Consider the following 26,990-nt stretch of genomic DNA (forward strand, 5'->3'; position numbering starts at 1 on the left):
ATCCGCTTTCATTGAAGCCGCGGGATTGACCGTCCATAAAGAAAAAGGTACTCTAGGGAAAGAAGTAAACTCCAGCTAGAGGGAAGGATGTGGGTGGATGCCGCGCCAATTAGTCATCGGGAACGGAAAGTTTTTGATCAACCTGGATAATCATACTTACATGCGAGATTTGTATTATCCCTACGTGGGGCAGTTGAACCATGTTGGTGGTTATCAATGCAGAGTAGGCATATGGGTCGATGGTGACTTTGCTTGGCTCAGCGATCCTGAATGGGATTTCAAGCTGTCTTATGTGGAAGAATCCCTGATTACAGAAGTAACAGCCACACACCCCCGCTTGGGTATTACCTTATTGATCAACGATGGTGTCCATCAACGCGAGGATATTTATTTAAAAAGGATCAATATCCACAACAACCGGGATACCGTACGCGAGGTTCGCGTCTTTTTCAATCAGGATCTGGTCATTAACGAAACCGAGGTTGGCGATACCGCTGCCTATTACCCTGCTAACAACACCGTTTTTCATTATAAAAAAGATAAATATTTTATGTTCAGCGGGACTACCGGTCCTGATGGCATCTATCAATACACAACAGGTGTCAAACGGTTCTACAATGCCGAGGGAACCTGGCGGGATGCGGAGGACGGTCATTTGATGGGCAATGCCATTGCGCAGGGCTCCGTCGACAGCACGATAAGCTTCAAGCTGCACGTTCCCCCGAATTCCGATGAGACGATGTATTATTGGATGACAGCCGGCAAAAACCTTGAGGAAGTCAAAAAGCTCGATGGCTACGTAAAAGACAGCCACCCCGGCAAGCTGCTGGATCGCATTAAAGTGTACTGGCAGCGTTGGGTGAACAAATCCGAGCAGGATTACGGTGATTTGCCTGCCGAGGTTATCCGCATGTACAAGCATAGCCTGCTGATTGTCCGTACGCAGACAGACGTCAACGGCGCGATTATCGCAGCTAACGATTCTGACATCATGCACAGCAATCGTGATCATTACAGCTACATGTGGCCAAGAGACGGCGCATTGATCGCCTACGCCATGTCGATGGCCGGCTATCAGGGTATGATTACACCGTTTTTCCATTTCTGTGCCAACGTGCTGTCGCCGGAAGGTTACCTGCACCATAAATACAACCCTGATGGAACCGTAGGCTCCAGCTGGCATCCTTATATTCATGCCGGTAATGAGCAGCTTCCTATTCAGGAGGATGAAACCGCGCTTGTCCTGTTCGCGCTCTGGAAAGATTTTGAGAAGCACGGTGTGCTGGAGCTTCCGCAGTCGCTATATCGGACCTTGATCCGCCGCGCGGCACGGTTTATGTCGAGCTACATTGATCAGGATTTGAATCTGCCTAAGCCCAGCTACGATTTATGGGAGGAAAGGTACGGTATATTTACATTTACGACCTCTGCAGTTTATGGCGGTTTGATCGCCGCTGCCAACTTCTGCAGCCTGTTTGGTGACGAGGAGCGCAGCAGCCGCTACCGGCATACGGCAGAGCGGATCAAATCCGGCATCATCAAGCATTTGTGGGATGAAGAAGAGCAGCGTTTCGTCCGCGGCATGCATCAGGAAAACGATCAATGGGTCAAAGACCTGACTTACGAGAGCAGTGTTTACGGTATTTTCGAATTTGGGGTGCTGCCGGCTGATGATGAACGTGTCGTCAAAACGATGCAAGCCAACAAAGAGAAGCTGACGATCAAAACCGATATCGGCGGCGTAGCCCGTTACTATCACGATTACTACTTCCAACGCTCCTCCGACATTGAAAAGGTGCCCGGCAATCCGTGGATTATCTGTACGCTGTGGATCGCCGAATGGGAGATCGAATGTGCGAAGTCGTTAGCCGAGCTGGAAGCTCCACGCCGCACACTCGAATGGGTCGTCAAGCATGCGATTGAGAGTGGAATTTTACCTGAACAGCTGGATCCGTTCGATGGAGGCCCGGTTTCAGTAGCACCGCTTACCTGGTCACATGCAACCTATGTGCTGACTGTCGTGAAATACAGAGAGAAATTTAAAAAGCTATCCGAAAAATAAAAACAAGGAACTCAGGGAATCTTGCCCTCGGTTCCTTGTTTTTATATGGAATGATAAATTGGCTTAACTGTCTTGGCATCAATTCTGCCGATACTCCTTCAACTTGTTAATCATAAGCTCGTCGATGTTGATATTTGCCAATCCCATTGCCATCAATACCGCCCCCATAGATGGTGACATTTCTGGCTTCTTGATCCCGTAGCTTCGAACTGTATCTCTCATCAGCTCTTTGCTTATCCCAGCAGCTATATAGGTGCTTTGTGCTACGCTGCCGATTAATGCTACCGGTATGGTCTCTGCGGAAAAGCTGGTTCCGATCAAACGTATCCCGATGCTGATCTCGCGAGCCGCATTATCGCATACCGAGCAGGCTAGCGGTATTCCTTGCAGCGCTGCTTCTGTGATAAGAGGAGCCATTCCTCCAAAGCGATGATTTCTCTCTTTGGAATCAGTAATAAAGCCGTTCTTGGCTAGTTCTGCCAAATCCATGATATGTCCCACTTGCCAATATAGCAATATTTGATCAATCAGCACCTGGTCCTCTTTCAACACATCTCCGGCAATCATCCTGAACATGGTATTATAAGCTAAATGACGAGCGGCTGTTGCTGCATAATGATGATATTCATAATTGCGTACGTGCTCACCAGTTTCATTAATACCGAATACCACGGAACCCGTTCCACATATCACAATAATTCCCGTCTGATTACGCAGGGCGCCTATGTGCGCAATAACAGCATCATTAACTACCTTTCGTGGGCAAGTCAAGCCGTTCTGATTGATGTATTGTTCTGCCCAGACCGCATCCTCTGCCCTATCCAATCCAGCAAACCCTGCTGCCAAGCCAACCACATCCTGCTCTGAACACCCTGCCTCAGCTATGACAGCTGCTATTGCTCCGCTTACGTTTTCTTTCGCATCCGGATTATGATTTGAATTAGCGCCTCCGCGTTCCACATAAGCAATCACCCGTCCAGTCACATCTACAGCTATTGCTCTTGTGTGACTACCCCCTCCGTCCAATCCGACAACAATCTTCATTTAAAACCTCCTAAGGGGTTTAAGGGGCTTCCTACGGAAGCTCTGCTTCGTAAGCCTATGCCCTATTTATGATCGTATGTAAGTATCCTGATACTTGTCATAATCCCATAGCTGCTCAAGCTCTGCATCATCAGCAACCTCGATCACAATCATCCAGCCTCCTTCATAGGGCGCGATGTTGATCGCTCCGGGATCCTTTTGAAGCTTACGGTTAATGTCCACGACTTTACCCGATAGGGGCGCGTACATTTCCGATACGGTTTTGATGGATTCCATACTGCCAAACGGTTCGCCTGCTTTCAACAGGTCGCCGACCTCTGGAAGCTCCACGAATACGATCGTACCGAGCTCCTCCTGGGCAAAATCCGTCATGCCAATCACGGCCAAATTCCGCTCGACACGAACCCACTCGTGATTCTCGCTGTACTTCAAGGTTTGTTCGATTTCCACTATGTTATTCCTCCTAAAAGTTTTGCGGAGCAAAACTGACTTCGTAAGCATAAACTTAAGTTTTGCGGAGCAAAACTGACTTCGTTAGCCTATGCCGCTTCCAATACAAAAATCCCTTTAGCTGCAGTATAGCAGACTAAAGGGATTTTTTGAATGATGAGTAAGTAAGTCCGAATCGTAAGCTTACTTGGCAACCAGATGCTTGTCGCCTTTTTTCCAGTTCATCGGGCACAAACCACCGGATTGAAGAGCTTCCAGTACACGGAAAGTTTCTTCTACGCTGCGGCCTACATCATTATGGTTAACTACTTGATATTTCAATTCGCCTTCTGGGTTGATGATGAATAGACCACGAAGCGCGATACCTTCTTCTTCGATCAAAACGCCATAATCGCGTGCAACCTTTTTCGTAATATCCGCACCCAATGGGAAATTCAACTTGCCAAGACCATTGCTGTCCACTGGTGTGTTGATCCAAGCGCGGTGGGAATGAATGCTGTCAATGGATACGCCTAATACATCAGTATCCAATTTTTTGAAGTCTTCATAAGCTTGGCTCAGAGCTGTAATTTCCGTTGGGCATACAAATGTGAAATCGAGTGGATAGAAGAACAATACCAACCATTTGCCTTTGTAATCGGCCAAAGAAGCTTTACCGAACTCAGCACCATCGCCTGATACGGTTTCTAGCGTAAAATCAGGAGCTTGCTTACCTACTAAACGTTCTGCCATCTTCTTATTACCTCCCGGAATTGTATGATTTTTTCACTTAAAATCGTAACATTTGACCTGTTCAAAGTCAATATTAAAACGATTATTATTTTATAATTATTATAATCTGTGACATAAATTATTTTCTGATTGCGTTGATGATCAAATCACCCATTGCTGTTGTACCGATCGCTTTGCTCTTATCGACTGCAATATCACCTGTACGGTGTCCTGCATCCAGAACTTCTTTAACTGCGCGTTCGATAGCTTCAGCAGCATCATGGTAGCCAAACGTCAAACGGAACATCAAAGCAACGGAAAGCACGGTTGCGATCGGATTGGAAATGCCTTGACCTGCGATATCAGGAGCGGAGCCATGTACCGGCTCGTACAAACCGAACGCACCCTCACCCAACGAAGCGGAAGACAACATACCGATTGAACCTGTCAGCATAGCTGCTTCATCGCTCAAAATATCGCCAAACATATTTTCAGTCACGATAACATCAAAGCTTGAAGGACGACGCAGCAGCTGCATGGCACAGTTATCAACCAGGATGTGCTCCAGCTCTACATCTGGATAGTCAGCGGAAATACGATTAACGGTCTCTCTCCATAGACGGGATGTTTCAAGAACATTCGCTTTATCAACCGAAGCCAGTCTTTTGCTGCGGGTTTGGGCGATTTCGAACGCTTGACGGGCAATACGCTCAATTTCCATTACGTTATATGCACAAGTATCTACTGCTTCCTCACCGTTTGCACTTTCGCGGCGGAATTTTTCACCAAAGTAAATCCCACCTGTTAATTCACGAACTACGATCAGGTCCGTTCCTTCCAGAACCTCCGGCTTCAAAGTAGAAGCATCCTTCAAGCAGTCGAAAATAACAGCGGGACGAATGTTCGAGAATAAGCCAAGCTCCTTACGGATACCCAAAAGTCCTGTTTCCGGACGCAATTCCTTCGAGTTATTATCCCATTTTGGACCGCCTACGGCACCCAAAAGCACAGCGTCAGCTTTTTTACAAAGCTCCAAGGTTTCCTGCGGAAGCGGAGTTCCCTTTTCATCGATTGCGATGCCACCGAATAAACCATGCTCCGTTTCAAAACGGTAGCCAAATACTTCCTCGGTTTTTTTCAATACTTTTAATGCTTCGGCAACAACCTCAGGTCCGATACCGTCTCCAGCGATTACTGCGATTTTTTTAACATCTGCCATTGTAGGTTCACTCCCATATTTCATGTATTATACTCTTCTTTGTACCATATTCAGTCCTCTATTACAAAGATATAAAAGCTATGATCTTCATAGGTAAAAACAATGAGTCTGTAAATGACCAAAATAAAAAACCAAACAGCGCATTGATGTTTGGTTTTCCTTAACAATCTATGTTCCTACCGTATCCGCCTTGCTTCTCAACCCAAATTCCAAGCCTCATGAATTTTGGGAACATCCGAGATCAGCTGTTGGGTATACTTATGCTGGGGATTCAGAATCACCTTCTCCGCATTGCCGCTCTCCACGATTTTACCTTTCTCCATAATATAGATAGTGTCGCTTACGTAATAAGCCAGTCCGACGTCGTGGGTAATGAAAATGATCGTCATATTGTTTTCATTACGCAGCTTCATCAGCATGTCGAGGATGGTGGAGCGGGAACAAGCGTCCACCATCGATGTGGGTTCGTCGGCGATTAACACTTTGGGATGCATCATGAAAATCCTGGCGATCATAAGACGCTGCATTTGACCCCCTGAGAGCTCAAACGGGTATTTATTATACAATTCCTCAAATTTCAGATTGACGAAGGAACAAGCCTCTTTCATTTTCAAAAATTGCTCATCCTTCGATAGCTTTAACCCCTGCAATTTAATACAGTCCATTAATAATTTATCGACTTTATGAAAAATATTGAAGGAAGAAAACGGATCCTGGAAAATCGCCTGGATGTCTTTCCAATACTCTTTCCTGTCCCTATGGCTTTTAAGCTTTCTTGGCTTGCCTTTATATTCGATTTCACCGCTGGTTTCCTTCAGTAGACCCATAATCACCTTGGCCAATGTCGTTTTCCCGCTGCCGCTTTCCCCAACGATGGAAATAATTTCACCCTCATGGAATTTAAAGCTGACGTCATTGACGGCCGTTGTCTTGTTTAATCCGTAGCCAAACACCTTGCTCATATGGGTGCCACTGATCAGGACCTTATTCCGAATCATTATGCGATCACTCCCTTGACATCCTGCTCGTCTTCATACCACTTGCGCAAAGTCTTGGCATCATATATACAGCGATAAATCCGCTCATCCACGATTTTATTGTCAATCTTGCCTTCTTTGCATTCTCTTGTTGCGTAAGAGCAGCGTTCAGCGAACCGGCAGCCTGGGGGCACATTTTTCAGATTCGGCGGTGCGCCTGGAATCGCTTCAAGCTTATGGCCCTTCATCCCCTCTTCAGGAACGATGATCGAGCCCATCAGCTTTTTCGTATAGGGATGCAAAGGATCGAACACCATTTGCTTGGCTGTGCCTCTCTCGACAATTTCTCCAGCGTACATCACAACAATATCGTCCGTCACATGATACAACAAGGGCAATTCATGGGTGATGAACACGAGAGATCGAATAAACTTTTTGTCCAACAGATCCTTCATCAGCTTGATGACGGCCTTCTGTGACGTTACATCAAGCGCTGAGGTTGGTTCGTCGGCAATGAGCACCTTTGGATTGAGAATCGATGAAATGGCGATAACAGTTCTTTGCTTCATGCCGCCTGACAATTCATTAGGATACGAATTCAACACCTTGGACGTCAGATTCAAGGTTTCGAACCGTTCAGCAGCCATGTCCCAAACCTGCTTCTTGGACAATTCCGGCCGATGCACCTTCATCATATCTTCAATGAAACGAATGATCTTAAGTGTAGGATTCAACGCATTCATAGCGGCTTGGGGGATATAAGCGATTTCTCTTCCCAATACCTGTGTCCGCAGCTGGCTTGTATTCAGCCTTGTAATGTCGGTTCCATCGATAATAATCGATCCGCTGTTATAGTTAAGCGGTGGCAAATACATACCCATCAAGCTTAAAGCCAAGGTCGATTTACCGCACCCCGACTCCCCGGCGATCCCCAGTGTTTTACCATCCTCCAGCACAAAGTCAACTCCGTCAACAGCATACACATTTTCTTTAAGCCGGGTTTTATAATAGGTTTTGAGACCTTTTACTTCCAGAATATTGGTATTCATGGCCCGTCAGCTCCTTATCTTGGGATTGAAAATTTCGTCCATCCCTGTATTCATCATAAAAAGCGAAAAGGTAATGATCGCAATGGAAAAAGCAGCCGGGATGAACGCCCACCACGCTCCAGCCACCGGAGCTTCAAAGGTCAACGCCCAGTTCATGATAATGCCAAGCGAAATCGTATTGTAGGGTCCTAGTCCCAGCATGGAGATGGAAGCCTCCGACAAAATCCCGGATGCCGTCTGCAGGACGAAAGCCATCACCACATAAGACGCGATATAAGGAAGAATTTCAAAAATGATAATCCGCGGTGTGCTATGACCGGAAATTTTGGCTATATTCACATGATCCCTATTTCTTAATGAACTGGTTTGCGCACGAACTGCTCTAGCTGTCCAGGGCCAGCTCGTAATCCCGATAATGATTGCGGTGACCAGCGAGCTTCGCGAATTGATGCTTACGGAAATCAGGATCAATATAATAAAAGAAGGAATAACGATAAAAATATTGGTGACAGCCGTGAGGATATTATCGACCAAACCACCGATATACCCCGCTAACAATCCCATAATCAGCCCAATTACCGTAGCGCAGATACCGGCGATCAGACCCACACGCACAGAGGTCCGAATGCCGTACATGAGCTCCAGAAACAAATCTCGCCCAAAGTTATCCGAGCCAAGGAGCAGCTTGGAATCAGGAGGCTGAAAAGCGAGTGCCATCATTTCCAACGGATCATTTCTGTTAATTAATGGATAGATGAGGACAAGAGCAAGCATCAACAGCAAGGCACTGGTCCCAAAAACAAACTTAGGCGACTTTAGCAATATTTTCACGGAATGATTCATCTTAATTTTCCTCCATTTGAGCCGCCTTGATTCGGGGGTCAACAATGCCATATACGATCTCTATCAGGAAGTTAGCTACCAGGACCGTAAAGGCAATAATTAAGGTGCAGCCGGATATTAATGGATAATCCAATTGCCGGATCGCAGTAAACAGCCAGGTTCCAATCCCCGGATAGCTGAACACAATTTCACAAATCAATGATCCGCCGACCATCGTTCCTATTGACAGAGCCAATCCGGTTATTTGAGGCAGCATTGCATTCTTGAACACATATTGGGCGATTTTCGAATCGCGAATGCCTAATAATTTACTATAGAGCACATAATCAGCATTCAACTCATAAATGGACATTTCTCTCATGCCTATCGCTTGACCGCCAATGGTAACCAATACAATCGACAGAAAAGGAAGCGTGTGATGTCGAATCACGGAGCCGATAAAATCCCAGCTCAACCGAGGGATCATCTGGAAATCATATCCTCCCGATAAAGGAAACCATTTGAGATTAAGTGCAAAAACATAGAGCATAATGATGGCCAGCGTAAAGAAAGGAATCGAGTTGACAAACAGCGCGATCGGAAAGAGTGCTTTGTCGAAAACACCCTTTTTATAAGCTGCAACAGCTCCAAGAATATTGCCGATAATCCATCCAGTCAGGATCGCCGGAAGCTGAAGTGCCAAGGTCCATGGAATGGCGGATGCCAAAATATCGGTTACTTTTTTCGGATAAAGTCCAAACGAGGTGCCCAAATTGCCGGTAAGCAGATTTTTAACATAAATCAGAAACTGTGTACCCAGCGGCTTATCGATGCCGAACTCAATCGTAAAGGTTTCATATACCTTTTTGATGCTGTCACTGTCCGTCATGCCCTGCGTCATTTGTGAGGCGATGCTGCTGATCGGGTTTCCCTGTACCAGTCTTGGCAAAACAAAATTCAACGTAACCGCGATAACCAGGGTAAGAAAATACCAGAAAAACTTATTGATAAAATACTTGGTGTAAGCGTTCACAGTTTACACGCTCCTCAGCAGATGTTATTCATATAGGGACCGGTTAGAAAGAAGCCTATATTCGGGTTGTTCAACCAAATATAGGCCCCCAGCTTTATGATGTTGCCACAAACCTATTCAACGATTAGTTGTGAATTTGATACAGCGCTTTGATACCGGCCCCATCGATCGCGATTTGCGGAGGAATGTTGGAACCATCCCCTTGGGAAGGGAATCCCTTCCATATCGATTCGTTAACGGTATGGAACACCCACGGTCTGTACATCAAAGGAATCGATGGAATGTCTTTGAGCCAGATCTTGGTAAGCTCCGTGTACAAAGCCTTCACTTGAGCCTCATCCGAGATCGTTGGGATTTTGTCGATAATTTGATCCGCCTGTTCGTTTTTATAACGTCCCCAGTTCCAGAACGCCATTTCGCCAGCTGCTGCTACACCTTTGGAATACATAATCGTTCTTGCACGGTTCCACGGCTGGCTCGGGCTGATTCCCCCCGCTGGTGTATTCATGATAATATCGAATTTACCCGTTTGCAGATCGTTATTCCACACAGGCTGTTCCGGGAATTTGGTTCTAATTTCAATACCAATCGCTTTCGCATTTTGCGCGACAATCTCGAGCGATGCGTTCCAGTCCGACCAGCCGTAAGGACACTCGACATCGTACGGTCCAAGTCGGGTTCCGTCCAGTACACGAATGCCATCCGCACCTTTTTTGGCGCCGATTTTATCCAGCAGCGCATTCGCCCCAGCTACATCCGTTGTCCATTGGAGTGACTTGATCGCGTCCTGATCGACATATTTCTTCTCGGCATCCGAATCCAATGTGATCGATGGCTTCATGGCCGCAGAATAACCACTCATCGCCAGATCGGATACCTTTTTATAGTCGATTGCCATCGCAATGGCTTTTCTTACATCCACATTGTCGAGACCTTTTTTCGACATATTGAAGAAAATCGAAGGTATCGAGCCCGGCAAATAATAAGGAGCATCCTTCATGTAGGTTTTGACGGGAGCCCCATCCTTCCACATGTTCCAAACCTGAGGAATGAACTGCTGGGATACGTCAACCTGACCGCTTTTGAAAGCCAGATCGCCTGCAGCATTATCCTTGTAAATCACGTGAGTGATATACTTCGGTGCAGCCAGCTTTCCGCCGAACAGCGCCTTACCCCAGTAATTATCGTCTCTGGCAACAGTGATCTTCTGGTCGTTGTAGAAATACATTTTATAAGGTCCGGTACCTACAGGGCTTGCATTGAATTCTTTGCGGATCGTTGCCAGATCATTATTCGATTTCTTTTCGATCTCCTCCCAGATATGCTTAGGAAGCATCGGGATCAGATCAATACTGTCCAGTACCGTAAGCTTGTTAGGATTGTCTTTCTTTAGCTTAATATTGAAAGCATTCGGACCGTCGGCAGTAACGTCCTCCAGGAATGTCCAAAAGCTGCTCCAGTTCACCTGATACTTCTTGCCCAGCATATACGTATAGACAGCGTCATCGGAGGTAAATGGCTTCCCGTCGCTCCACTTGGCATCCTTATTCAACTCGACCTTCATCGTAAAATCATCCGTCCAGGTATATTTGGTTCCAAGCAAGGGCTCGAGCTTGCCATCAAGCATGTTGATCATAAACAAGGTTTCGTAGATCAGTTCCCGGGAGTTGCCGTAGTTGATCGGAAAGGCAGGATTACCGCTCAATAAATTGAAGTTGGTTGGCGCCCCCCATTGCAGACCATTAATGTACAAAGTCTCATTTCTTGGCGTTTCCTTGGCATCCCCGCTTGGAGCAGCAGCTGCAGGCGCAGGTGGTGTGACCGCCGGTGTTGCGGGTTTAGCAGGTTCCTGCTTGACAGGCTGGTTCATAGCCGCTGGTGGTGGTGTGACCGAACTACAGCCTACCAATAGAGCTGGCGTGAGTACGAATGCACAGATCAAGCTGGACATTTTGTTGAGCCTCATTGTTTTCCCCTCCGTACCTAATTTTTGAAAGCGCTGTTAATTCCAAATATGATTTTTAATGTCATATTATTGCTTTCTCTATTATTGTACGTGACCCCTCCAGCCTGGTATAGGACACAAACTAAAGGAGTTTGGTTTGTTTTTTCAATGAAATTGTTCATTAATTCGAGCGGACTTGAATGGATATTTCCCCTCATGTAAGCTCGTTTCGATATTCGGTTGGCGTACAATGATAATTTTTGCGGAATACTTGTGTAAAATGACGAAGATCGTCGTAGCCAACGAGTCTGGCGACATCCGTGACTCTTAGACCCCGATTAGCCAGCAGCTCCTTGGCTCTTTCCATTCGCAGCTGGGTCACGTAATCCTTGTAGCCGATTCCTGTCTTTTGCTTAAACAGCTGGCTAAAATAAATCGGATTTAAATAGACAATGGAGGCTACTTTTTCAAGTGATAACGAATCCTGAAAGTGTCCACGAATATATTGAAGCGCAATAGTGATGGTCTCATCGTTTTTGCTTGCTGGCGCATCCTTCTTGAAGGCTGAGAATCCGGTCAGCTGCAGGTTTTTAATTTCGTTGGGAATGGAATGAAAATCGGTCAGCAGCCGACTGACAACCATCTGATAAGGGACCTTTAAGCATTGGTCAAGATGTGTTCTAGCCCCCTCCTCAAATGAGCTGATTCCCGCATCCTCCCGCAGCGTCACGACTCCCACCAGGATATTGCCATCCAGGCTGACGATAAAGCCGTTACCATTCATTTCAAACCATTCGGACAATACATTTTCGATCACAAAGTGCTTTAAGGAAATATCCTGATTCGTTTCCAATTGAACAAATACAAGATGAAATCGAGGGTGGCTTTCAACAAATCGCGATACGTCAAATCTGCCGATATCGAGTCCGCGAACCCAGCGGCGAAATACAGCCTCCCTCAAATAGTTCAAATTTAAATGAATCAAATCCTTTTCCGATAAATCTCTCATTTCTTCTATCCATTCGTGTTCCAGCATAGAGATCATTTTGATCAACGGCTCCTTGCCGACCGGTTTCACCACATAATCCTTGACCCCTAAACGCAGTGCTTCCTGGGCGTACGCAAACTTGGAATGGGCCGAAATAATGACCACTTTGGTGCTTAGGTGTGATTCCCGCAGGGCAGCCAGCAGCTCCAACCCGTCCATTGCCGGCATCATAATATCAAGCAGCAGAATATGAATTCGCTCACTCAGCAGCACACTGATCGCTTCCTGGCAGGATTCTGCTGTCATAACATTCATATGCGGGTACGCCTTATCGAGCGTCCTCTTAAAGCCATCACGAATCGATCTTTCATCATCCACAACAAGTATATTCATAACGCCCCTCCACTCCTAACAGGATCAAGTACCATCGAAGAAACAGGAATAACTTTTGGGAGAGTAATCGTAATGGCAGTTCCGCTGCCTTGCTCACTTGCGATTTGCAAACCGTATAAGACACCAAATTTCAGCACAAGCCTGCGATGCACGTTCACCAAGCCGATGCCGGCACTTGCCGTTCCTACCGGATTGGCTTGTTCCATAATCCGATAATTCTTCTCTTCCTCCTCGAAGTGATGCAATTCAAGCAGCGTGACCTTTTCTAGTGTTTTTTGCAAATCGACGAGCTTGGGATAGGATATGCCGCTCCCGTTGTCTTGAATACGTATTTGTAAGTCTTGTTCGCCAATTTCCATTTGGACAGATATCAAGCCCGCTCGATCTAATTTGGATAGACCGTGAATCACGGCATTTTCAATCAGCGGCTGGAGCGTCATTTTCGGAATTTGAACCTGCAGCCACTCATCAGGAATATTCAGATCAATTTGCAAACGTCCGCCCGAGCGGGCTTGAATGATGTGCAAATAATTGTGGGTTTGGTCCAATTCCTCCTGCAAAGTGACGTCTGAATGATGCCATTCGCTGCTGTAGCGAAACATTTTCGAAAGCGCCAATATGACATCCCCTAATTTATCATTTTTCCTATCGTCCAGTTCCCAATAAATCATATCCAACGTGTTATATAAAAAATGGGGATTTACCTGAGATTGCAGCGCATAGAGCTGAGCATTTTTTTCACTGGCTGTCACAATACGCACCCTGTCAACGAGCTGCTGGATTCGACTGACCATTTGGTTAAAATTCGCTACCAAATAATTCATTTCTTCAAAGGAACGTATTTCGACAATCGTATTTAATTGGCCCCGCTCCAGCGCCTTCATCTCACGAACCAGTCGAATAATGGGAGCTGAAATGGACCGTGCCATGATCGTTGCCAAGATGACCGCGACCAATAGCAAAAAACAGAGAACGATAAGGAAATAACGATTCGCCTCCTGCAGCTGTACCTGAAAATTCGATTTGGGTGTGACACTGACAATCGACCATTTCAAATTGGGCTGCTCCTCCATAACGATCAGATGCTCCGGGTCTGTATCGACATGATTGGACATTTGCACTGCTTCCCTGTCATTGAGCAAAAGATCGATTTCGGGAAATTGCTCACTGCTTCGCCCGGACTCAGCCAATATTTCGTTTTTATTCGGCATCCCTGGATAGCGCGTATCGGCCGACTTCATGATAAAGGCCAGACTGCCTGCTCCCATATGAAGATTGCTCAAGGTCGAAAGTATGGGACGAGGACTGGCTTCAATAAGCAGAACACCGATAGGCTCGCGGGAATAAAGGTCATAAATCAGTCTACCGAACGAAAAAACCGGCTGGTCTTGAACGGTTAAAGTTGGTTTTTTCATCCCAAACCATAGCAGTTCACCCTGAGAATGCCGGATTTCATCATACCAGGCGCTTTCCAAAAGATTAGTCTCATAAGGGTGGGTTGCCGCTTCGTAGCTATATACCTTTCCCCAATTGGTAATGATATGAATGCCAACAAGATCATTCCTGCTGTAAAATGCCGCTTCCAGCAAATTAATAATCGTTCGGTTGTTGATGAGCTGCAGGGCTGGGGTCGTTTCGTCCTCTGTAAGAACCCGCTGCACATCAGAGCTCGCTGTAATTGATTTGGACAAGCTATTGTAGCCCTGTGCCAGCAAATTGAAATTATCAGCAGCTTGAGATACATTTTTCCTGGCGATCTCAGCAATTCTCAAGCTCATTTGATTGGTGCTGTATGTATAAAAAATGCTAGCCAATAAGAGGACAAGAAACAGCGTAGAGAAGAGGAACCAAATGAACAATCTTACGCTGATGGTGTTCCAGCGAAATTTTTTCAATGAAAGGCCCTCCTTAAAGTTTTCGTAGAAAACTTACATCGTAAGCATCCGCTTTGTTTTCGTAGAAAACTTACATCGTAAGCGCAAAGTCTGTGTCATTTTCGTTTTGTATTGAGCTCCCATGAAACCTGATGTTCTTTGGCCACATCCTCAGGCTTCACATGCTGCACAAAAAGATTTTGCAGCTGATCCAAATGGGTTTGAGTAACAGCTGGAATGATCACATTGTCAAAATTCATTTCCCCGCCTTGGATATCCTTAAACATATTCAAGATTTCTATCTGCAATTGAGAGTAGCTGGGTGCTTTAAAGTCGCCCTTCACTTTTTGGCTGAGGCCTACTGCCGCGTTCATCTTGAAGGCGACTGTCGGGTAATTCATCATGAGATACTTCAAAAATCGTTTGCTTTCCTCCAAATTTTTGCTTTTGGCAGATAACGCATACGCCGTTCCAGGTGCAATCATAAAATCATTGGGATCACCTTTCCCCTCAACCGTAGGAAATTTCATGAATCCTACTTTTTCCTTATCTGGCCAGGTTTCAATCTTGGGAACCTCCCAGGTGCCTATGTAATACATCGCAGCCCTGCCGGTTCGAAATAAATTGGAGGCCGTGAAAGAATCGACGGACGTCGCTCCTTCATCAAATGCACCTGCCTGAATCAAATTTTGCAGCTTCTGAACGGCATGGACAAAGACCGGATCATTAAAATTCCTTTTGTTATTAATGATATCCTGCAGAAAGCCGGGGCCGCCATTAAGCCGCTGAAGAATATTCATAAATAGAAACGAAGTTGTCCAACGATCCTTGGCACCGATCGCTATCGGAGTGACGCCTTTGGCTCTAAGCTGCTTGGCGACCTCGATTAATTCTTCGAAGGTTTTGGGAAAGCTCAAGCCTGCTTTGGCAAATATATCTTTATTATAAAAGATTCCGGCAATGTTCAGATTATATGGTAGCGCATACACTTTTCCATCAAACGTATAATAGTTGAGCACACCGCCTTGGAATGTCGATTTTAATTCACCCTCCAGGATATCGTCTAAAGGGGCAAGCACACGGCTGTCAACAAACGGCTTCATTTGGGCTCCTGGATTTACCATCGTAATATCGGCTACTTCACCGGAAGCGGCTTGTGCTTTCAGCTTGTTTTTCTGCTGTTCGGTATTCAGACGATCAAATTCAATCGTAATATTGGGATGAGTTCGCATATAATCATTGACAATTTTTTCTTCAATTAAATAGGAGGGGGAATTTTTATCTGACTGAAGCGTTTGGAGTGACAGGGTAATTCCACCGTGGTCAGACCTACGGTCGGCTCCAAAGCCTTGACCGATTGAAGAAGCATCATATTTATTTGCGCAAGCTGCAACTATGCTTATCAGGGATACCGCCAGAAACATACCCAAATATTTAGTGCTGTACATTCTTCAACTCCCCCTGTAAGTTCAGTTTGATTTCATTCTAAGCTCATATCAGCAGCATGGTATAGCCATAAAAATAAAGAATTTATGTTTGATTTTTCAAGGTTATACTACAACGGGAGCAGCATCCCACTCATCCTCATTATACAAGATCCATCACTAAAAACATGCTATTTTTTCCTGTATTTTACATCGGGTTTGATGTCAATAAACAAGCCGTTAACTGCGTTTACCTATACAACAGATGCATACAAAAAAGCCCCCAGTATCCTCGGAGGCTCTTACATTGCATATACGATTACAAACAACTGCGAGTAATGATGACCAATAGAATGAATAATACCAATATTGCGCCTGTGCTCGTGCGAATACCGCCAACAACCGGACCAACTCCACAACCTGCTCCTGCTACCAAACCCATTGATTTCATCCTCCCCTCATACTGTTCTTACATATGGTATGTGGGTGGGAGCTGTAAAGATTGGGCGTACAAGCAGAATAGGTAAATGGATGGGAGAGAAGCTATGTTAATAGGTGATTTTTACCGTTCGGGTTGCATCCAAATAATCGACTTTTGCACCCAGCACCTCCGCCAGCAGGCGAACCGGTACCATAGTGCTTTCTCCGATCAGCTTTGCCGGAGTGTCTGTTTTCCAGGTTACCCCGTTAATCTCATACTCATTGGTAGTCGTATACAAAGTGACCTTCAAGCCCTTCTTTGTATATACAGCTGCACGCAGCTGATCATTCCATTCTACAGACGCCCCAAGGGCTGCAGCCAGATCACGAATATATAAGTAAGATGAACCTTCGACAATAGCAGGAGACAGATTCATCGGATAATCAATACCATCGACCTGATAGCTGTTGGCATTCAGCCCAAAGCTGGCTGTGTGAGAAATAGGGTTCAGCGTGAGGTAGCTCTGCCTGTACACGGTCGCGTTCTGGTGCAGCTTCTTCTTGCCGATCTGTTCGGCAGGCTCCGTTGAAAAATCCCATTCCTTGACTTCCGTCTTCGTGCTGCCATCACGATGAGTCACTTGAAGGTTAAGCTTCACATGATAGTCCGTATCGAACTGAAGCGGTTGGCGAGGTAAAACAATCACTCCGTTTGTCAAATCACTATCGTTATCCGGCGTATTTGTTAGCAGATCAACCGGTTTTTTGCTGCTGTCCAGCAGCTCCGCGCTCAGAAGCTTAACCTTTTTCACATCTGAGCCGTAATATTGTGCCATGATCGGATAGCCAACAGGATACGTTTGATTAGAATGAATACGCAAGGGATCGGGCTGCTCATCGCCTTTAAACGAGGTCGGCACGTACCGATCCCCTTCAACCGGTGAAACAACCAGCTTGTCAGGTGTATCCGATTCCGAACTAAATTCGATAATCGTATAATCGCCTACCTTGCCAACCCCCACCTCTTTGATATAAGGGTTCAAAAACGGGTCCCGATGGTATGGAGCGTCAAATAATACATCGATGGCTTGACTGATAGTCCCTGAATAAAAGGCAGCATCTTCTCCTACTCCTGATGTGTAACCAAAGTAAGCACTGCGCTCTAATGGGGATTTACCAAAAAATCCTTTTTTGGCCGGATTCTCCTCATGCAGACTTTCCATGCTATCCGGGCTTTGCTGAATTTTATTGGCTTCCAAATACTTGGCATGCGCTGTGGCACTGGCATTCAGACGACCGTTCATCTTGACGGTGGGTAATCCATAAAGCAGCCTGTAATCATTAAGCGCAGCAAATCCGTCCAGCTGCTCCGGGTTGGCGGCAGTAAAGTCGCTAATCGCGTCCTGAGCCACTGTAAAGGTCCATGATGCCTCCACAGGCTCATATCCTCTATAAGTAATGGACATACGCACATTTTGCAAACCAGGCTTCAAACTATAGTCAGGTGTATACGTGAACGTACCTTGCTCTTTATCATAAGAGGCAGTCACAGGCTCACCATTCAGATACATCATGTAAGCGGGAATGGCCGTCATGGTCGTTTTAAAATAAAAGGTAATCGTAGGTTTGGTCACTCCCACAATCTCCTGTGGAGCCGCCTGATAGCCGTAAGAAGCAGCAGCAGCCTGTCGCGGTGGAAACAACAGACTGGCACAGCCAATCAGCAGAACCAGAGAGAACAGCAGCATATATTTGAAAAGACTCGTTTGCGATTTCAAGGGACAACGCCTCCTTCAGTGTGTCTATATGGATTCGACATGTTATCCGTTATTCTAATCCAATTCGGCAGGCACAAAAAGATTCCTTCATTTAAATATTCCCAGTGGACGTTGTGATTCATCTTGCTGTATAACAAATAAACATTCCACTGCAAGCCATAAAGCACTGCAGCAGAATGTTATTGGATGTAAGGGCCGTAAAGCCATAATTGCTTGCTTCAATACTTTGATCTTAAATCAAGGTTACGTTATCACGGCTGTTCCGTGTGCGGGCAGGTGTTTTGCGTTTTTCAATCAATCGGTTAATGGCATCGATATACGCTCTTGCACTTGCTTCAAGAATATCTGTACTGACCCCGCGGCCCTGAACCGAGTAATCTCCCTGACGCATCAGTACGTGAACCTCGCCCAGTGCATCCTTACCTTGAGTAACCGATTTGATTGAATAATCTTCCAATTCAACCTCTTCCTTGGTTACCTTATCAATGGCCTTGTAGATCGCATCAACCGATCCATTGCCAACAGCTGCTTCTTCCACAGCGCCGCCATCCAAGGTAGTGACACGGATAGTCGCCGTAGGTACGGATTGATTGCCATAGGATAGCTGCAGGTTATCCAGAGCGAATACCTCCGGTGTTTCGATCAGCTTTTCTTCGATCAATGCACGGATATCTTCGTCTGAAACTTCCTTTTTCTTATCAGCTAAATCTTTGAATTTGGAAAATGCGGTATTTACTTGTTCATCCGATAGCTCATAACCGATATCAATCAGTTTTTCACGAAAGGCATGACGACCGGAATGCTTGCCCAGCACGAGCGTGCTTTCTTTCAGACCGATCATTTCCGGAGACATAATCTCGTAGGTTGTCTTTTCCTTCAACATGCCATCCTGATGAATACCGGATTCGTGAGCAAAGGCATTAGCCCCTACTATCGCTTTGTTGCCAGGTACAACCATACCTGTCAGCTTGCTGACCAGACGGCTCGTACGGGCAATTTCACCAAGCACCAATGAAGTTTTGGCTTGAAAGAAGTCCTGACGTGTTTCCAGTGCCATAGCCACTTCCTCCAGCGAGGTATTGCCGGCACGTTCTCCGATACCATTGATTGTTCCTTCAATTTGATCGGCACCATTCAATACAGCTGCGAGCGCATTGGCAGTTGCCATCCCCAAATCGTCATGGCAATGTGCACTCAATTGAATCTTTTCAATATCCGCTACATTTTCCTTTAACACTTTAAAAATATTGCCGAACTCACTCGGATTCAAATAGCCTACCGTGTCCGGAATATTAACGACCGTTGCTCCCGCACGAATGGCCATCGCTGTGACTTCACACAGGAAGTCAAGCTCTGTACGACCCGCATCCTCAGGAGAGAACTCGATTTTGTCAAAATACTTCTTCGCATAACGGATCGCCTTATCTGCCGTTTCCAGCATCTGCTCCTTGCTCATCTTCAGCTTATACTTGCGATGAATGGGGGACGAAGCCAAAAACAAATGCAGACAAGGGTCCTGAGCACCCTTAAGCGCCTCACGTACGGCATCTATGTCCTGCTCACGGGAGCGGGCCAGACCGATAACTGATGCATTCTTGATCGCACGAGCAACCGCGTTCACACCCGCCAGGTCACCGGGAGATGCCGCAGGAAATCCAGCTTCAATCCGGTCGACACCCAGCCTTTCCAGCTGCAATGCGATCTCCAGCTTCTCCTGCATGTTCAGGTTCACGCCTGGGGATTGCTCTCCATCTCTCAGCGTCGTATCGAATATATAAATTTTTCTCATGGGTGGTCACCTCCTAAGAATTTTGCTTCAGCAAAATTTACTTCGTAAGCAATGCTGAATTTTCGAAGAAAATTTACTTCGCCTTTAAGCAGAAAAAGGTACGGCTCGAAGCTGAGAAAACCGGTGGAGTTACCGCCGCGAGCATTCCCATTATCTTCAAGCCGACCTCAGTTATCTGTATATGCCAATCAACGAACGAGACTTACTTTTTAATCCAGTGCATCAATTCACGCAATTGTGAACCAACTTTTTCAATCGGATGTTCGGACTCGATGCGACGAGTTGCTGTCAGGAACGAACGACCGGATTGGTTTTCCAAGATGAAATCGCGAGCGAATTTACCTTGTTGGATGTCAGTCAGTACACGCTTCATTTCTTTTTTGGTTTCATCTGTTACAATACGAGGTCCGGAAACATAGTCACCGTACTCAGCTGTGTTGGAGATGGAATGTCTCATTGTAGCCATTCCGCCTTCATACATCAAGTCAACGATCAGCTTCAACTCGTGCAAGCACTCGAAGTAAGCAATCTCAGGCTCGTAGCCAGCTTCTACCAGCGTTTCAAATCCAGCTTTAACCAATGCAGTAGTACCACCACAAAGCACAACTTGCTCACCGAACAGATCCGTTTCAGTTTCTTCACGGAACGTAGTTTCGATCAATCCTGCGCGTGTGCAGCCAATACCTTTTGCATAAGCCAAACCAAGATCTTTGGCTTTGCCGGAAGCATCTTGATAAACTGCGATTAATCCAGGTACGCCAAAGCCCTCTACGTATACACGGCGAACCATGTGACCCGGGGATTTAGGTGCAACCATGAATACATCTTTATCAGCTGAAGGAACAATTTGTCCAAAATGAATGTTGAAACCGTGTGAGAACACGAGTGCTGCGCCTTTTTTCAGGTTAGGCTCAATTTCATTGTTGTAAGTGCTAGCTTGTGTTTCATCCGGCAAAAGGATTTGTACAACATCTGCCAATTTAGTAGCTTCGGCAACTGTAAATACTTCAAAGCCGTCGTTTTTCGCTTGATCAAACGATTTACCTGGACGAAGTCCGATAACAACTTTCAGACCGCTGTCACGCAGGTTTTGCGCTTGCGCGTGGCCTTGGCTTCCGTAACCGATGATTGCGATTGTTTTACCTTTTAGTGCGCCTAGATCAGCGTCTTTTTCATAATACATTGTAACTGCCATGGATATGATTGCCTCCTTTAATTTAAAACCCTGTGAGTGGGCGATCAAACGGACAACACGCTGTGAAATTCACCCTGTCCTAATCAAGTCATCCACTTGATCCCCCACTCACAAAGCTGTTTTTCTTGTTTGGTTTGCTTGAACTACTTTCGGCTTGTACTACTTAACGATGCCGCGAACCATAGCCGTAACACCTGTTCTCGAAAGCTCACGAATACCGTAAGGCTTCAAGAGCTCAGCCATAGCTTCAATCTTAAGGGCATCGCCTACAACCTGGATAATTAATGACGACGGGCTAATATCAACAACGGATGCACGGAACGTTTCGACTAATCCGAAAATTTCCGGACGCAAGCTTGGGTCTGCATTGACTTTGATCAACGCCAGCTCGCGCGCAACCATCGGGTTGGAGCTCAAATCAATAACTTTAATGACATCAATCAGCTTATACAGCTGCTTGGATACCTGCTCCAAGGTTTTATCGTCTCCGGTTGTCACAATAACCATGCGCGACAAACCCTGCTCCTCGGCTTCTCCTACGGAGATGCTCTCAATATTAAAGCCTCTGCGTCCGAACAAGCCGGACACCCGCTGCAAAACGCCAGGCTGGTTATTCACTAAAACGGATATCGTATGTTTGTGATTCATTCCGAATCCCCCATTATCATTTGATCTATCGTCGAGCCTTGTGTAACCATTGGATACACGTTCTCATCCCTGCGGACGAAAAATTCGACGAGTACCGGACCTGGGGTGTCCAGTGCTTCCTGCCACATGCGGCGGGCTTCTTCTTTATTCGTTGCTCTTAAGCCCTTAACGCCGTAAGCTTCGGCAAGCTTAACAAAATCAGGACTGCCTGCCAGATCAATATGGCTGAAACGATTGCCATGAATGATTTCCTGCCACTGACGTACCATACCCAGCACCTGATTATTGATAACTACAATTTTAACAGGTATTTGGTTAATCGCACAAATCGCCAGCTCCTGCGAGCACATTTGCATGCCGCCATCCCCATTAATGGAAACAACCATTCGATCCGGGTTAGCTACCTGAGCTCCAATCGCGGAAGGGAATCCGAAGCCCATCGTGCCCAAACCGCCGGAAGTGATCCATGAGCGCGGCTTGTTGAACTTATAATATTGGGCTGTCCACATTTGGTGCTGCCCTACATCTGTCGTAACAATCGCGTCACCGTTGGTTGTTTCGTGAATCATTTCAATAACATACTGCGGCTTAAGCTCCGTGTCCGAATCAATATAGCGCAGTGGATGGTTAGCTTTGTCTGCCTGAACGTGCTCGATCCACGCAGCCGATTGTGATTTCTTCGCCTTCAGAAGCGCAAGCTGCAGTACCGCTTTGATATCACCGACTACAGGAATATGGGTCTCCACAATTTTACCGATCTCTGCAGGATCCACATCGATATGAACGATCTTCGCTTTTGGCGCAAATCCGTTAACCTTCATCGTTACCCGGTCATCAAATCTTGCACCGATTCCGATGAGCAAATCGCAATTTTGCAGCGCATGGTTAGCCGCGTATGTTCCGTGCATGCCCGGCATCCCCAACCATAATGGATTTGCGCTTGGAAAGCCACCTAATCCGAGCAGTGTGGTCGTTACCGGAATTTGCGTCTTCTCGACAAACTCCAGCAATTCCTTGGACGCATCCGCGTACACAACACCACCGCCAGCAAGAATCATAGGGCGCTCAGCTTCAGCAATTGCCTCCAGCATCCGGTCCACCTGCAGCTTGTTCGGCTGAACAGTTGGGTGATAGCCGCGAATTTCTACCTTTTCCGGGTAGTAAAACGGCGCTTCTGCGTTGGATACATCCTTGGGAATATCAATCAATACCGGACCTCTACGACCTGTAGAAGCAATATGGAAAGCTTCTTTAATGACGCGAGGTAAATCCTTTACATCACGCACCAAATAGCTGTGTTTTGTAATCGGCAAGGTAATTCCTGTGATATCCGCTTCCTGGAAAGCATCCGTTCCAATCACAGCTGTAGATACATTACCTGTAATGACTACAAGCGGTACCGAGTCCATGTAGGCTGTGGCAATTCCCGTGACCAGGTTCGTTGCTCCAGGTCCGGAAGTCGCGATACAGACCCCCACCTTGCCGGTAGAACGCGCATAGCCGTCAGCTGCATGTATAGCTCCTTGCTCATGACGGGTTAATAAATGCTTGAAATCAGGATTGCCGTGCATAGCATCATAAATATATAATACAGCTCCGCCGGGGTAACCAAAGACGCAATCCACTTCCTCCAGTAGCAGGCTGCGAAGCAGCATTTCCGATCCTGTAATTACATCCGGTTGAAGCAGTTCCTTGTGCAGCTGTTCTTTTGACTTTTTTGTTGTTTGAACGATCATGATTTGTCCTCCTCTCGTAAATTGAGAATACCTAAAAACCCCTTTCATCCCAAACGCCAAATAGAGCGCCTGAAGGGACGAAAGGGGTTCTAATCTTCCGTGGTACCACCCAGAGTTTGTTAAATGCCTCACAGCAAATAACCTTAGCAGGTACGCAGCAAATACTTATAGCTGTTATACCTTCAGCACGATAACGTGTGCGATTCCGTTTTTCCCTAATAGCTATGCTCTTGAATCCAATGAACATACTTTTCAGGAAAACAGCTCCGAGGTGAGCTCGTACATAAGGGATTAATGGCATTGGTTTCAGCAAATCCGCTGCTCTCTGGATCATAAGGGCCCTTATAACTTCGTCCTCATCATTGCAGTTACATCTGTTGTACTTTTACAATATTATATGCCGAATCGTTGGCAGAGTCAAGAACTTATCAAACTTATCTCGGAAGTACGGTTATCAGGGGTTCATCCCTTGCTATTTGGACTGACGGTCTCTTGGCGAAAGGTCCAGTAATAGTTAAAAATAAAATTGGAGAGAGGAACCGCCAGGACAACCATACATTGACCGAGCAAATAATTCCAGTGCAGCCAGTCGACAACCGTGTACATAATACCGCTATTGAGCAGCAATCCTGTCAGGGACACAACCACGTATTTCACGAACGGCTTCCAGCCCGATGGAGCATCCTGAAAGGTCCACCATTTGTTAAGCACATACGAAATGATCAGAACGAGTAAAAAACCAAGTGTGGAGCCCACTACCGGATTCAAATAGAACGCTTCAACCAATACAAACAAAGCAGCAAAATGGATAAGTGTCCCCAACAAACCAACGACTCCATACTTCAACATCAATCGTTTCATAAAGCTTCGCTAACCTTAAAGCCTAATTCTGCCGGAGCAGCTTCGCTGTTAATTTTTTGACTGACCAAATATCGCGGTCTTCCTTTTACCTCATTGTAAATAGATGCGATATACTCGCCGATGATACCAAGTGAGATCATAATGACACTGCCCACAACCAGCAGCAGTAAGATAACGGTTGTAAATCCGGTTACAGCGTCGCCGGCAAATTTTTGATACAAGGTTTGAACACCTAAAATAATAGCTCCAAGCAGAAAAACCAATCCAATCAAGCTGACAAAGCGTAATGGAATCGACGAAAAGGAAACAACGGCATTAACCGCCAGCTTCAGCAAGCTATGAAACGGCCATTGGGTTTTGCCACCGGCACGTTCTGCCACCTCGAATGGAATCTGTACCTTATCATATCCAAGCCAAGCCGTCATACCGCGAAAGAACATGTTACGCTCTGGCATCTCCCGCCATGCTTGAATCACTTTTTGATCCAGAAGCTTGAAATCGGACGCACCGCGCAGATCGAACCCGGACAAGCGATTAAGCACATTGTAAAATATCGCAGAGCTGAGGGATTTGTTCAATGATTCTCTACCACGATCTACTTTGACACATTCCACGATGTCCTTACCGTCTTCACGCCACAATCGTATCATTTCGGCTAACAAGGCCGGAGGATGCTGCAAGTCCGAATCCATCACAATCACAGCCTGTCCTCTGGCATGCTCCAAGCCCGCGCACAAGGCAAGCTCCTTACCGAAATTACGACTAAGACGCAGGCCCGTAAAATGCTCTGAATGCTCACCCACCCAAGTTAACTGCTGCCAGGTATTATCTTTGGAACCATCATCAACAACAACAATTTCATACGAATACGCAAGCTTCTTTAGCTCTTCTTCAATCAATAGCAAAGAATGAGCAATATGAACTGCTTCATTATAAACCGGGATCACCATAGATATTTCCGGAATAGGATGATTCATCTTTTCCACCTCCTTCAACTGGACGAATAATTTTGTACAATCTCCACTTGCCTCCGAACTCCTTGTACAGCTGAGTCCATGAGGTGCCCTTCTCGTAAAAATTAAGGTAGGTTGCATTGTCAGCACTTAACGCCGAGCTTTTATCAGGCTTGGGACTCAGTATGAAATCGACTCCGTTTTCTATAGGATGCTGCAAAGAATCTTTAAACATTAAATCACTCGTAATCAGAAATTTACTCGGCGCCTTGCTGTTCAGAATGATCGCATACGCGGAATAAGAATCCATCAGTATATTGTAGCCATCTAGTTCGGTATCCAAATAATTAGCAATTTCTTTCTCAACCTGCTGACCCGCAGCATATTCCTTCGCATGCAGAAACTTATTCTCATCGGGCGCAATTACAGGGCTCATTAAAGCTTGTGTCAAAATATAGCCACTTGCGATCATGCCCACCAGGACGATACTATAATTGACCATCGATCGTTTAACGCGAGACAGCTCATAGGGCAGCCAGGCTACCGTAATCGGTAAAACGTACATAAAATATCGGAACCAGCCGTATGAGGTTCCCTTCATCAGCAGCAGAAATTGCAGCGCAAGAATTGAGGCAAACAAACAAGCGAGTACCAGGAAGTCCCACACCATCCACCTTCGATTCCATATTCTAAGCACCACAATGCTCAATAATGGAAGGGAATAATACATCGTCTTCTTCGCTACGAAAATAAGACCGAGCAGCGGATTGCCCTGCATATCAAGGAACTGCTGGTCCGTTCCAAGTCCCTGAGCCTGCGCAACGTTGGAGTATTCTGAATTCAGAAAGTAAAGCGCGTTGTCCATAATCAAGTAGTTCAGCCAAATCCAAATCAAGCCTGAATAAACTACAGGAGCAAGTATTAACGCCCAGGTTCCCTCAATCTGAAACAGTTTAAACTTGAGATTACGCTCAATCTGCGGCTCGACTCTCGGATCACTGGGCGGTATCCAGAATACGATTAAGATAACGGCCAAAGCCAACGCAGCTCCAAGCGGCACAGCTTCATAACGGGTCCAAAAGGCAAGAGCCAGCATGAAGCTGAGTCTAAACAAGCTGCCCACTCTTCGTCCATGCATCCAATGACATAAGTGAATAACCGACGACATGATAAAATATATAAAGGGGGCATCGCTGAGCCCGTTAGCACCGAATAAAAATATAAATGGATTACAACTGAAGCTTATACTCAATATAACGGCAAACCTGCGAGACAAACCAAACTCGACAGCGGCACGAGCCAGCAATACAGCTGTCATTCCGGCAAATACGCTGCTCATGATCACGCCTGCCAATGCCGAAGAGGCAAGCTCAGGAAACCAGTGATACGGCAGCAGCAAAAACAGTTCAATAACACTTGGCAGCGGATTCCATACAAATCCAATCGCACCCAAATGGGGGTCACGGCTGTACAATACATAAAAGGCATTGGCCACACGGCTCATGGAATCGGAATGCACATAACCGATAACGTGGCTAACATAGAAACCAGCCGAAAACTCTAACGTGAATAACAAGAGAAATAATACCCAATAAACACTTCGATGCATGACAGGCATT

At 46.0% G+C, this 26,990-nt stretch carries 22 protein-coding genes; 1 reads left to right on the forward strand and 21 read right to left on the reverse strand.

The window, feature by feature from the left end; translation table 11 throughout:
• Positions 1-97: 97 nt before the first annotated feature.
• A complete protein-coding gene (locus tag NST47_RS34650) occupies positions 98-2,062 on the forward strand; it encodes a glycoside hydrolase family 15 protein (RefSeq protein WP_341159185.1) in 1,965 nt (654 codons plus the stop codon).
• 78 nt (positions 2,063-2,140) lie between these two features.
• Here the strand turns inward: NST47_RS34650 and NST47_RS34655 are convergent, their stop codons facing one another.
• The 21 genes from NST47_RS34655 to NST47_RS34755 form a co-directional block, all read right to left on the reverse strand.
• The gene (locus NST47_RS34655; RefSeq protein ID WP_341159186.1) at positions 2,141-3,106 is read right to left on the reverse strand and encodes an N-acetylglucosamine kinase; all 966 of its coding nucleotides are present in this window, start codon (positions 3,104-3,106) and stop codon (positions 2,141-2,143) included.
• A 66-nt stretch (positions 3,107-3,172) separates the two neighbouring features.
• A complete protein-coding gene (gene gcvH / locus NST47_RS34660) occupies positions 3,173-3,556 on the reverse strand; it encodes a glycine cleavage system protein GcvH (protein WP_341159187.1) in 384 nt (127 codons plus the stop codon).
• A gap of 183 nt (positions 3,557-3,739) precedes the next feature.
• Complete coding sequence (locus NST47_RS34665; protein WP_341159188.1) at positions 3,740-4,288, reverse strand: peroxiredoxin; 549 nt, start codon at positions 4,286-4,288, stop codon at positions 3,740-3,742.
• A gap of 118 nt (positions 4,289-4,406) precedes the next feature.
• Complete coding sequence (leuB, locus tag NST47_RS34670) at positions 4,407-5,486, reverse strand: 3-isopropylmalate dehydrogenase (RefSeq protein WP_076229710.1); 1,080 nt, start codon at positions 5,484-5,486, stop codon at positions 4,407-4,409.
• Positions 5,487-5,683: 197 nt separating this feature from the next.
• On the reverse strand, positions 5,684-6,484 hold the full coding sequence (locus NST47_RS34675; protein WP_076229709.1) for an ABC transporter ATP-binding protein: 801 nt from the start codon (positions 6,482-6,484) through the stop codon (positions 5,684-5,686).
• Positions 6,484-7,512: an ABC transporter ATP-binding protein gene (locus NST47_RS34680; RefSeq protein WP_341159189.1), complete on the reverse strand. Its 1,029-nt coding sequence runs from the start codon at positions 7,510-7,512 to the stop codon at positions 6,484-6,486. The genes NST47_RS34675 and NST47_RS34680 overlap by 1 nt, the downstream gene beginning before the upstream one ends.
• Before the next feature lie 6 nt (positions 7,513-7,518).
• Entirely contained in the window at positions 7,519-8,355 is an 837-nt protein-coding gene (locus NST47_RS34685; protein WP_341159190.1) for an ABC transporter permease, read from the reverse strand.
• A 1-nt stretch (position 8,356) separates the two neighbouring features.
• Complete coding sequence (locus tag NST47_RS34690) at positions 8,357-9,367, reverse strand: ABC transporter permease (protein ID WP_076229706.1); 1,011 nt, start codon at positions 9,365-9,367, stop codon at positions 8,357-8,359.
• 124 nt (positions 9,368-9,491) lie between these two features.
• Positions 9,492-11,333, reverse strand: coding sequence for an ABC transporter substrate-binding protein (locus NST47_RS34695; RefSeq protein WP_341159191.1), 1,842 nt, complete (start codon positions 11,331-11,333; stop codon positions 9,492-9,494).
• A gap of 193 nt (positions 11,334-11,526) precedes the next feature.
• Entirely contained in the window at positions 11,527-12,693 is a 1,167-nt protein-coding gene (locus tag NST47_RS34700) for a response regulator transcription factor (RefSeq protein ID WP_341159192.1), read from the reverse strand.
• On the reverse strand, positions 12,690-14,588 hold the full coding sequence (locus NST47_RS34705) for a cache domain-containing sensor histidine kinase (RefSeq protein WP_341159193.1): 1,899 nt from the start codon (positions 14,586-14,588) through the stop codon (positions 12,690-12,692). Before NST47_RS34705 ends, NST47_RS34700 begins: the two co-directional genes overlap by 4 nt.
• 95 nt (positions 14,589-14,683) lie before the next feature.
• Positions 14,684-16,015 carry an extracellular solute-binding protein gene (locus NST47_RS34710; RefSeq protein WP_341159194.1) on the reverse strand — a complete coding sequence of 444 codons (1,332 nt, stop codon included), beginning with the start codon at positions 16,013-16,015 and terminating at the stop codon, positions 14,684-14,686.
• A gap of 295 nt (positions 16,016-16,310) precedes the next feature.
• Positions 16,311-16,433, reverse strand: a complete 123-nt coding sequence (locus NST47_RS34715; protein WP_218639004.1) for a YjcZ family sporulation protein — start codon at positions 16,431-16,433, stop codon at positions 16,311-16,313.
• A gap of 106 nt (positions 16,434-16,539) precedes the next feature.
• The gene (locus tag NST47_RS34720) at positions 16,540-18,189 is read right to left on the reverse strand and encodes a stalk domain-containing protein (RefSeq protein ID WP_341159195.1); all 1,650 of its coding nucleotides are present in this window, start codon (positions 18,187-18,189) and stop codon (positions 16,540-16,542) included.
• 232 nt (positions 18,190-18,421) lie between these two features.
• Positions 18,422-19,978 carry a 2-isopropylmalate synthase gene (locus tag NST47_RS34725; RefSeq protein WP_341159196.1) on the reverse strand — a complete coding sequence of 519 codons (1,557 nt, stop codon included), beginning with the start codon at positions 19,976-19,978 and terminating at the stop codon, positions 18,422-18,424.
• Positions 19,979-20,180: 202 nt separating this feature from the next.
• Complete coding sequence (ilvC, locus tag NST47_RS34730) at positions 20,181-21,173, reverse strand: ketol-acid reductoisomerase (protein ID WP_076229700.1); 993 nt, start codon at positions 21,171-21,173, stop codon at positions 20,181-20,183.
• 159 nt (positions 21,174-21,332) lie between these two features.
• The gene (gene ilvN / locus NST47_RS34735) at positions 21,333-21,821 is read right to left on the reverse strand and encodes an acetolactate synthase small subunit (RefSeq protein ID WP_240414780.1); all 489 of its coding nucleotides are present in this window, start codon (positions 21,819-21,821) and stop codon (positions 21,333-21,335) included.
• Complete coding sequence (gene ilvB / locus NST47_RS34740) at positions 21,818-23,557, reverse strand: biosynthetic-type acetolactate synthase large subunit (protein WP_262688357.1); 1,740 nt, start codon at positions 23,555-23,557, stop codon at positions 21,818-21,820. The genes ilvN and ilvB overlap by 4 nt, the downstream gene beginning before the upstream one ends.
• Before the next feature lie 462 nt (positions 23,558-24,019).
• Positions 24,020-24,418, reverse strand: a complete 399-nt coding sequence (locus NST47_RS34745) for a GtrA family protein (RefSeq protein WP_341159197.1) — start codon at positions 24,416-24,418, stop codon at positions 24,020-24,022.
• Entirely contained in the window at positions 24,415-25,395 is a 981-nt protein-coding gene (locus tag NST47_RS34750; RefSeq protein ID WP_341159198.1) for a glycosyltransferase family 2 protein, read from the reverse strand. Before NST47_RS34750 ends, NST47_RS34745 begins: the two co-directional genes overlap by 4 nt.
• On the reverse strand, positions 25,349-26,989 hold the full coding sequence (locus tag NST47_RS34755) for an ArnT family glycosyltransferase (RefSeq protein ID WP_341159199.1): 1,641 nt from the start codon (positions 26,987-26,989) through the stop codon (positions 25,349-25,351). The genes NST47_RS34750 and NST47_RS34755 overlap by 47 nt, the downstream gene beginning before the upstream one ends.
• Position 26,990 lies beyond the last annotated feature (1 nt).

Origin of the sequence: Paenibacillus sp. FSL H8-0034, assembly GCF_038000305.1 — a bacterium.
Taxonomy (GTDB): domain Bacteria; phylum Bacillota; class Bacilli; order Paenibacillales; family NBRC-103111; genus Paenibacillus_S.

What these genes read in the sequence shown, in the direction of transcription:
- ilvB (WP_262688357.1), bottom strand. Translation starts at nt 23,557, where the DNA reads ATGATCGTTCAAACAACAAAAAAGTCAAAAGAACAGCTGCACAAGGAA.
- NST47_RS34685 (WP_341159190.1), bottom strand. Translation starts at nt 8,355, where the DNA reads ATGAATCATTCCGTGAAAATATTGCTAAAGTCGCCTAAGTTTGTTTTT.
- NST47_RS34755 (WP_341159199.1), bottom strand. Translation starts at nt 26,989, where the DNA reads ATGCCTGTCATGCATCGAAGTGTTTATTGGGTATTATTTCTCTTGTTA.
- NST47_RS34655 (WP_341159186.1), bottom strand. Translation starts at nt 3,106, where the DNA reads ATGAAGATTGTTGTCGGATTGGACGGAGGGGGTAGTCACACAAGAGCA.
- NST47_RS34665 (WP_341159188.1), bottom strand. Translation starts at nt 4,288, where the DNA reads ATGGCAGAACGTTTAGTAGGTAAGCAAGCTCCTGATTTTACGCTAGAA.
- NST47_RS34680 (WP_341159189.1), bottom strand. Translation starts at nt 7,512, where the DNA reads ATGAATACCAATATTCTGGAAGTAAAAGGTCTCAAAACCTATTATAAA.
- NST47_RS34715 (WP_218639004.1), bottom strand. Translation starts at nt 16,433, where the DNA reads ATGGGTTTGGTAGCAGGAGCAGGTTGTGGAGTTGGTCCGGTTGTTGGC.
- NST47_RS34725 (WP_341159196.1), bottom strand. Translation starts at nt 19,978, where the DNA reads ATGAGAAAAATTTATATATTCGATACGACGCTGAGAGATGGAGAGCAA.
- NST47_RS34650 (WP_341159185.1), top strand. Translation starts at nt 98, where the DNA reads ATGCCGCGCCAATTAGTCATCGGGAACGGAAAGTTTTTGATCAACCTG.
- ilvN (WP_240414780.1), bottom strand. Translation starts at nt 21,821, where the DNA reads ATGAATCACAAACATACGATATCCGTTTTAGTGAATAACCAGCCTGGC.
- leuB (WP_076229710.1), bottom strand. Translation starts at nt 5,486, where the DNA reads ATGGCAGATGTTAAAAAAATCGCAGTAATCGCTGGAGACGGTATCGGA.
- NST47_RS34750 (WP_341159198.1), bottom strand. Translation starts at nt 25,395, where the DNA reads ATGAATCATCCTATTCCGGAAATATCTATGGTGATCCCGGTTTATAAT.
- NST47_RS34675 (WP_076229709.1), bottom strand. Translation starts at nt 6,484, where the DNA reads ATGATTCGGAATAAGGTCCTGATCAGTGGCACCCATATGAGCAAGGTG.
- NST47_RS34710 (WP_341159194.1), bottom strand. Translation starts at nt 16,015, where the DNA reads ATGTACAGCACTAAATATTTGGGTATGTTTCTGGCGGTATCCCTGATA.
- NST47_RS34695 (WP_341159191.1), bottom strand. Translation starts at nt 11,333, where the DNA reads ATGAGGCTCAACAAAATGTCCAGCTTGATCTGTGCATTCGTACTCACG.
- NST47_RS34700 (WP_341159192.1), bottom strand. Translation starts at nt 12,693, where the DNA reads ATGAATATACTTGTTGTGGATGATGAAAGATCGATTCGTGATGGCTTT.
- NST47_RS34745 (WP_341159197.1), bottom strand. Translation starts at nt 24,418, where the DNA reads ATGAAACGATTGATGTTGAAGTATGGAGTCGTTGGTTTGTTGGGGACA.
- ilvC (WP_076229700.1), bottom strand. Translation starts at nt 21,173, where the DNA reads ATGGCAGTTACAATGTATTATGAAAAAGACGCTGATCTAGGCGCACTA.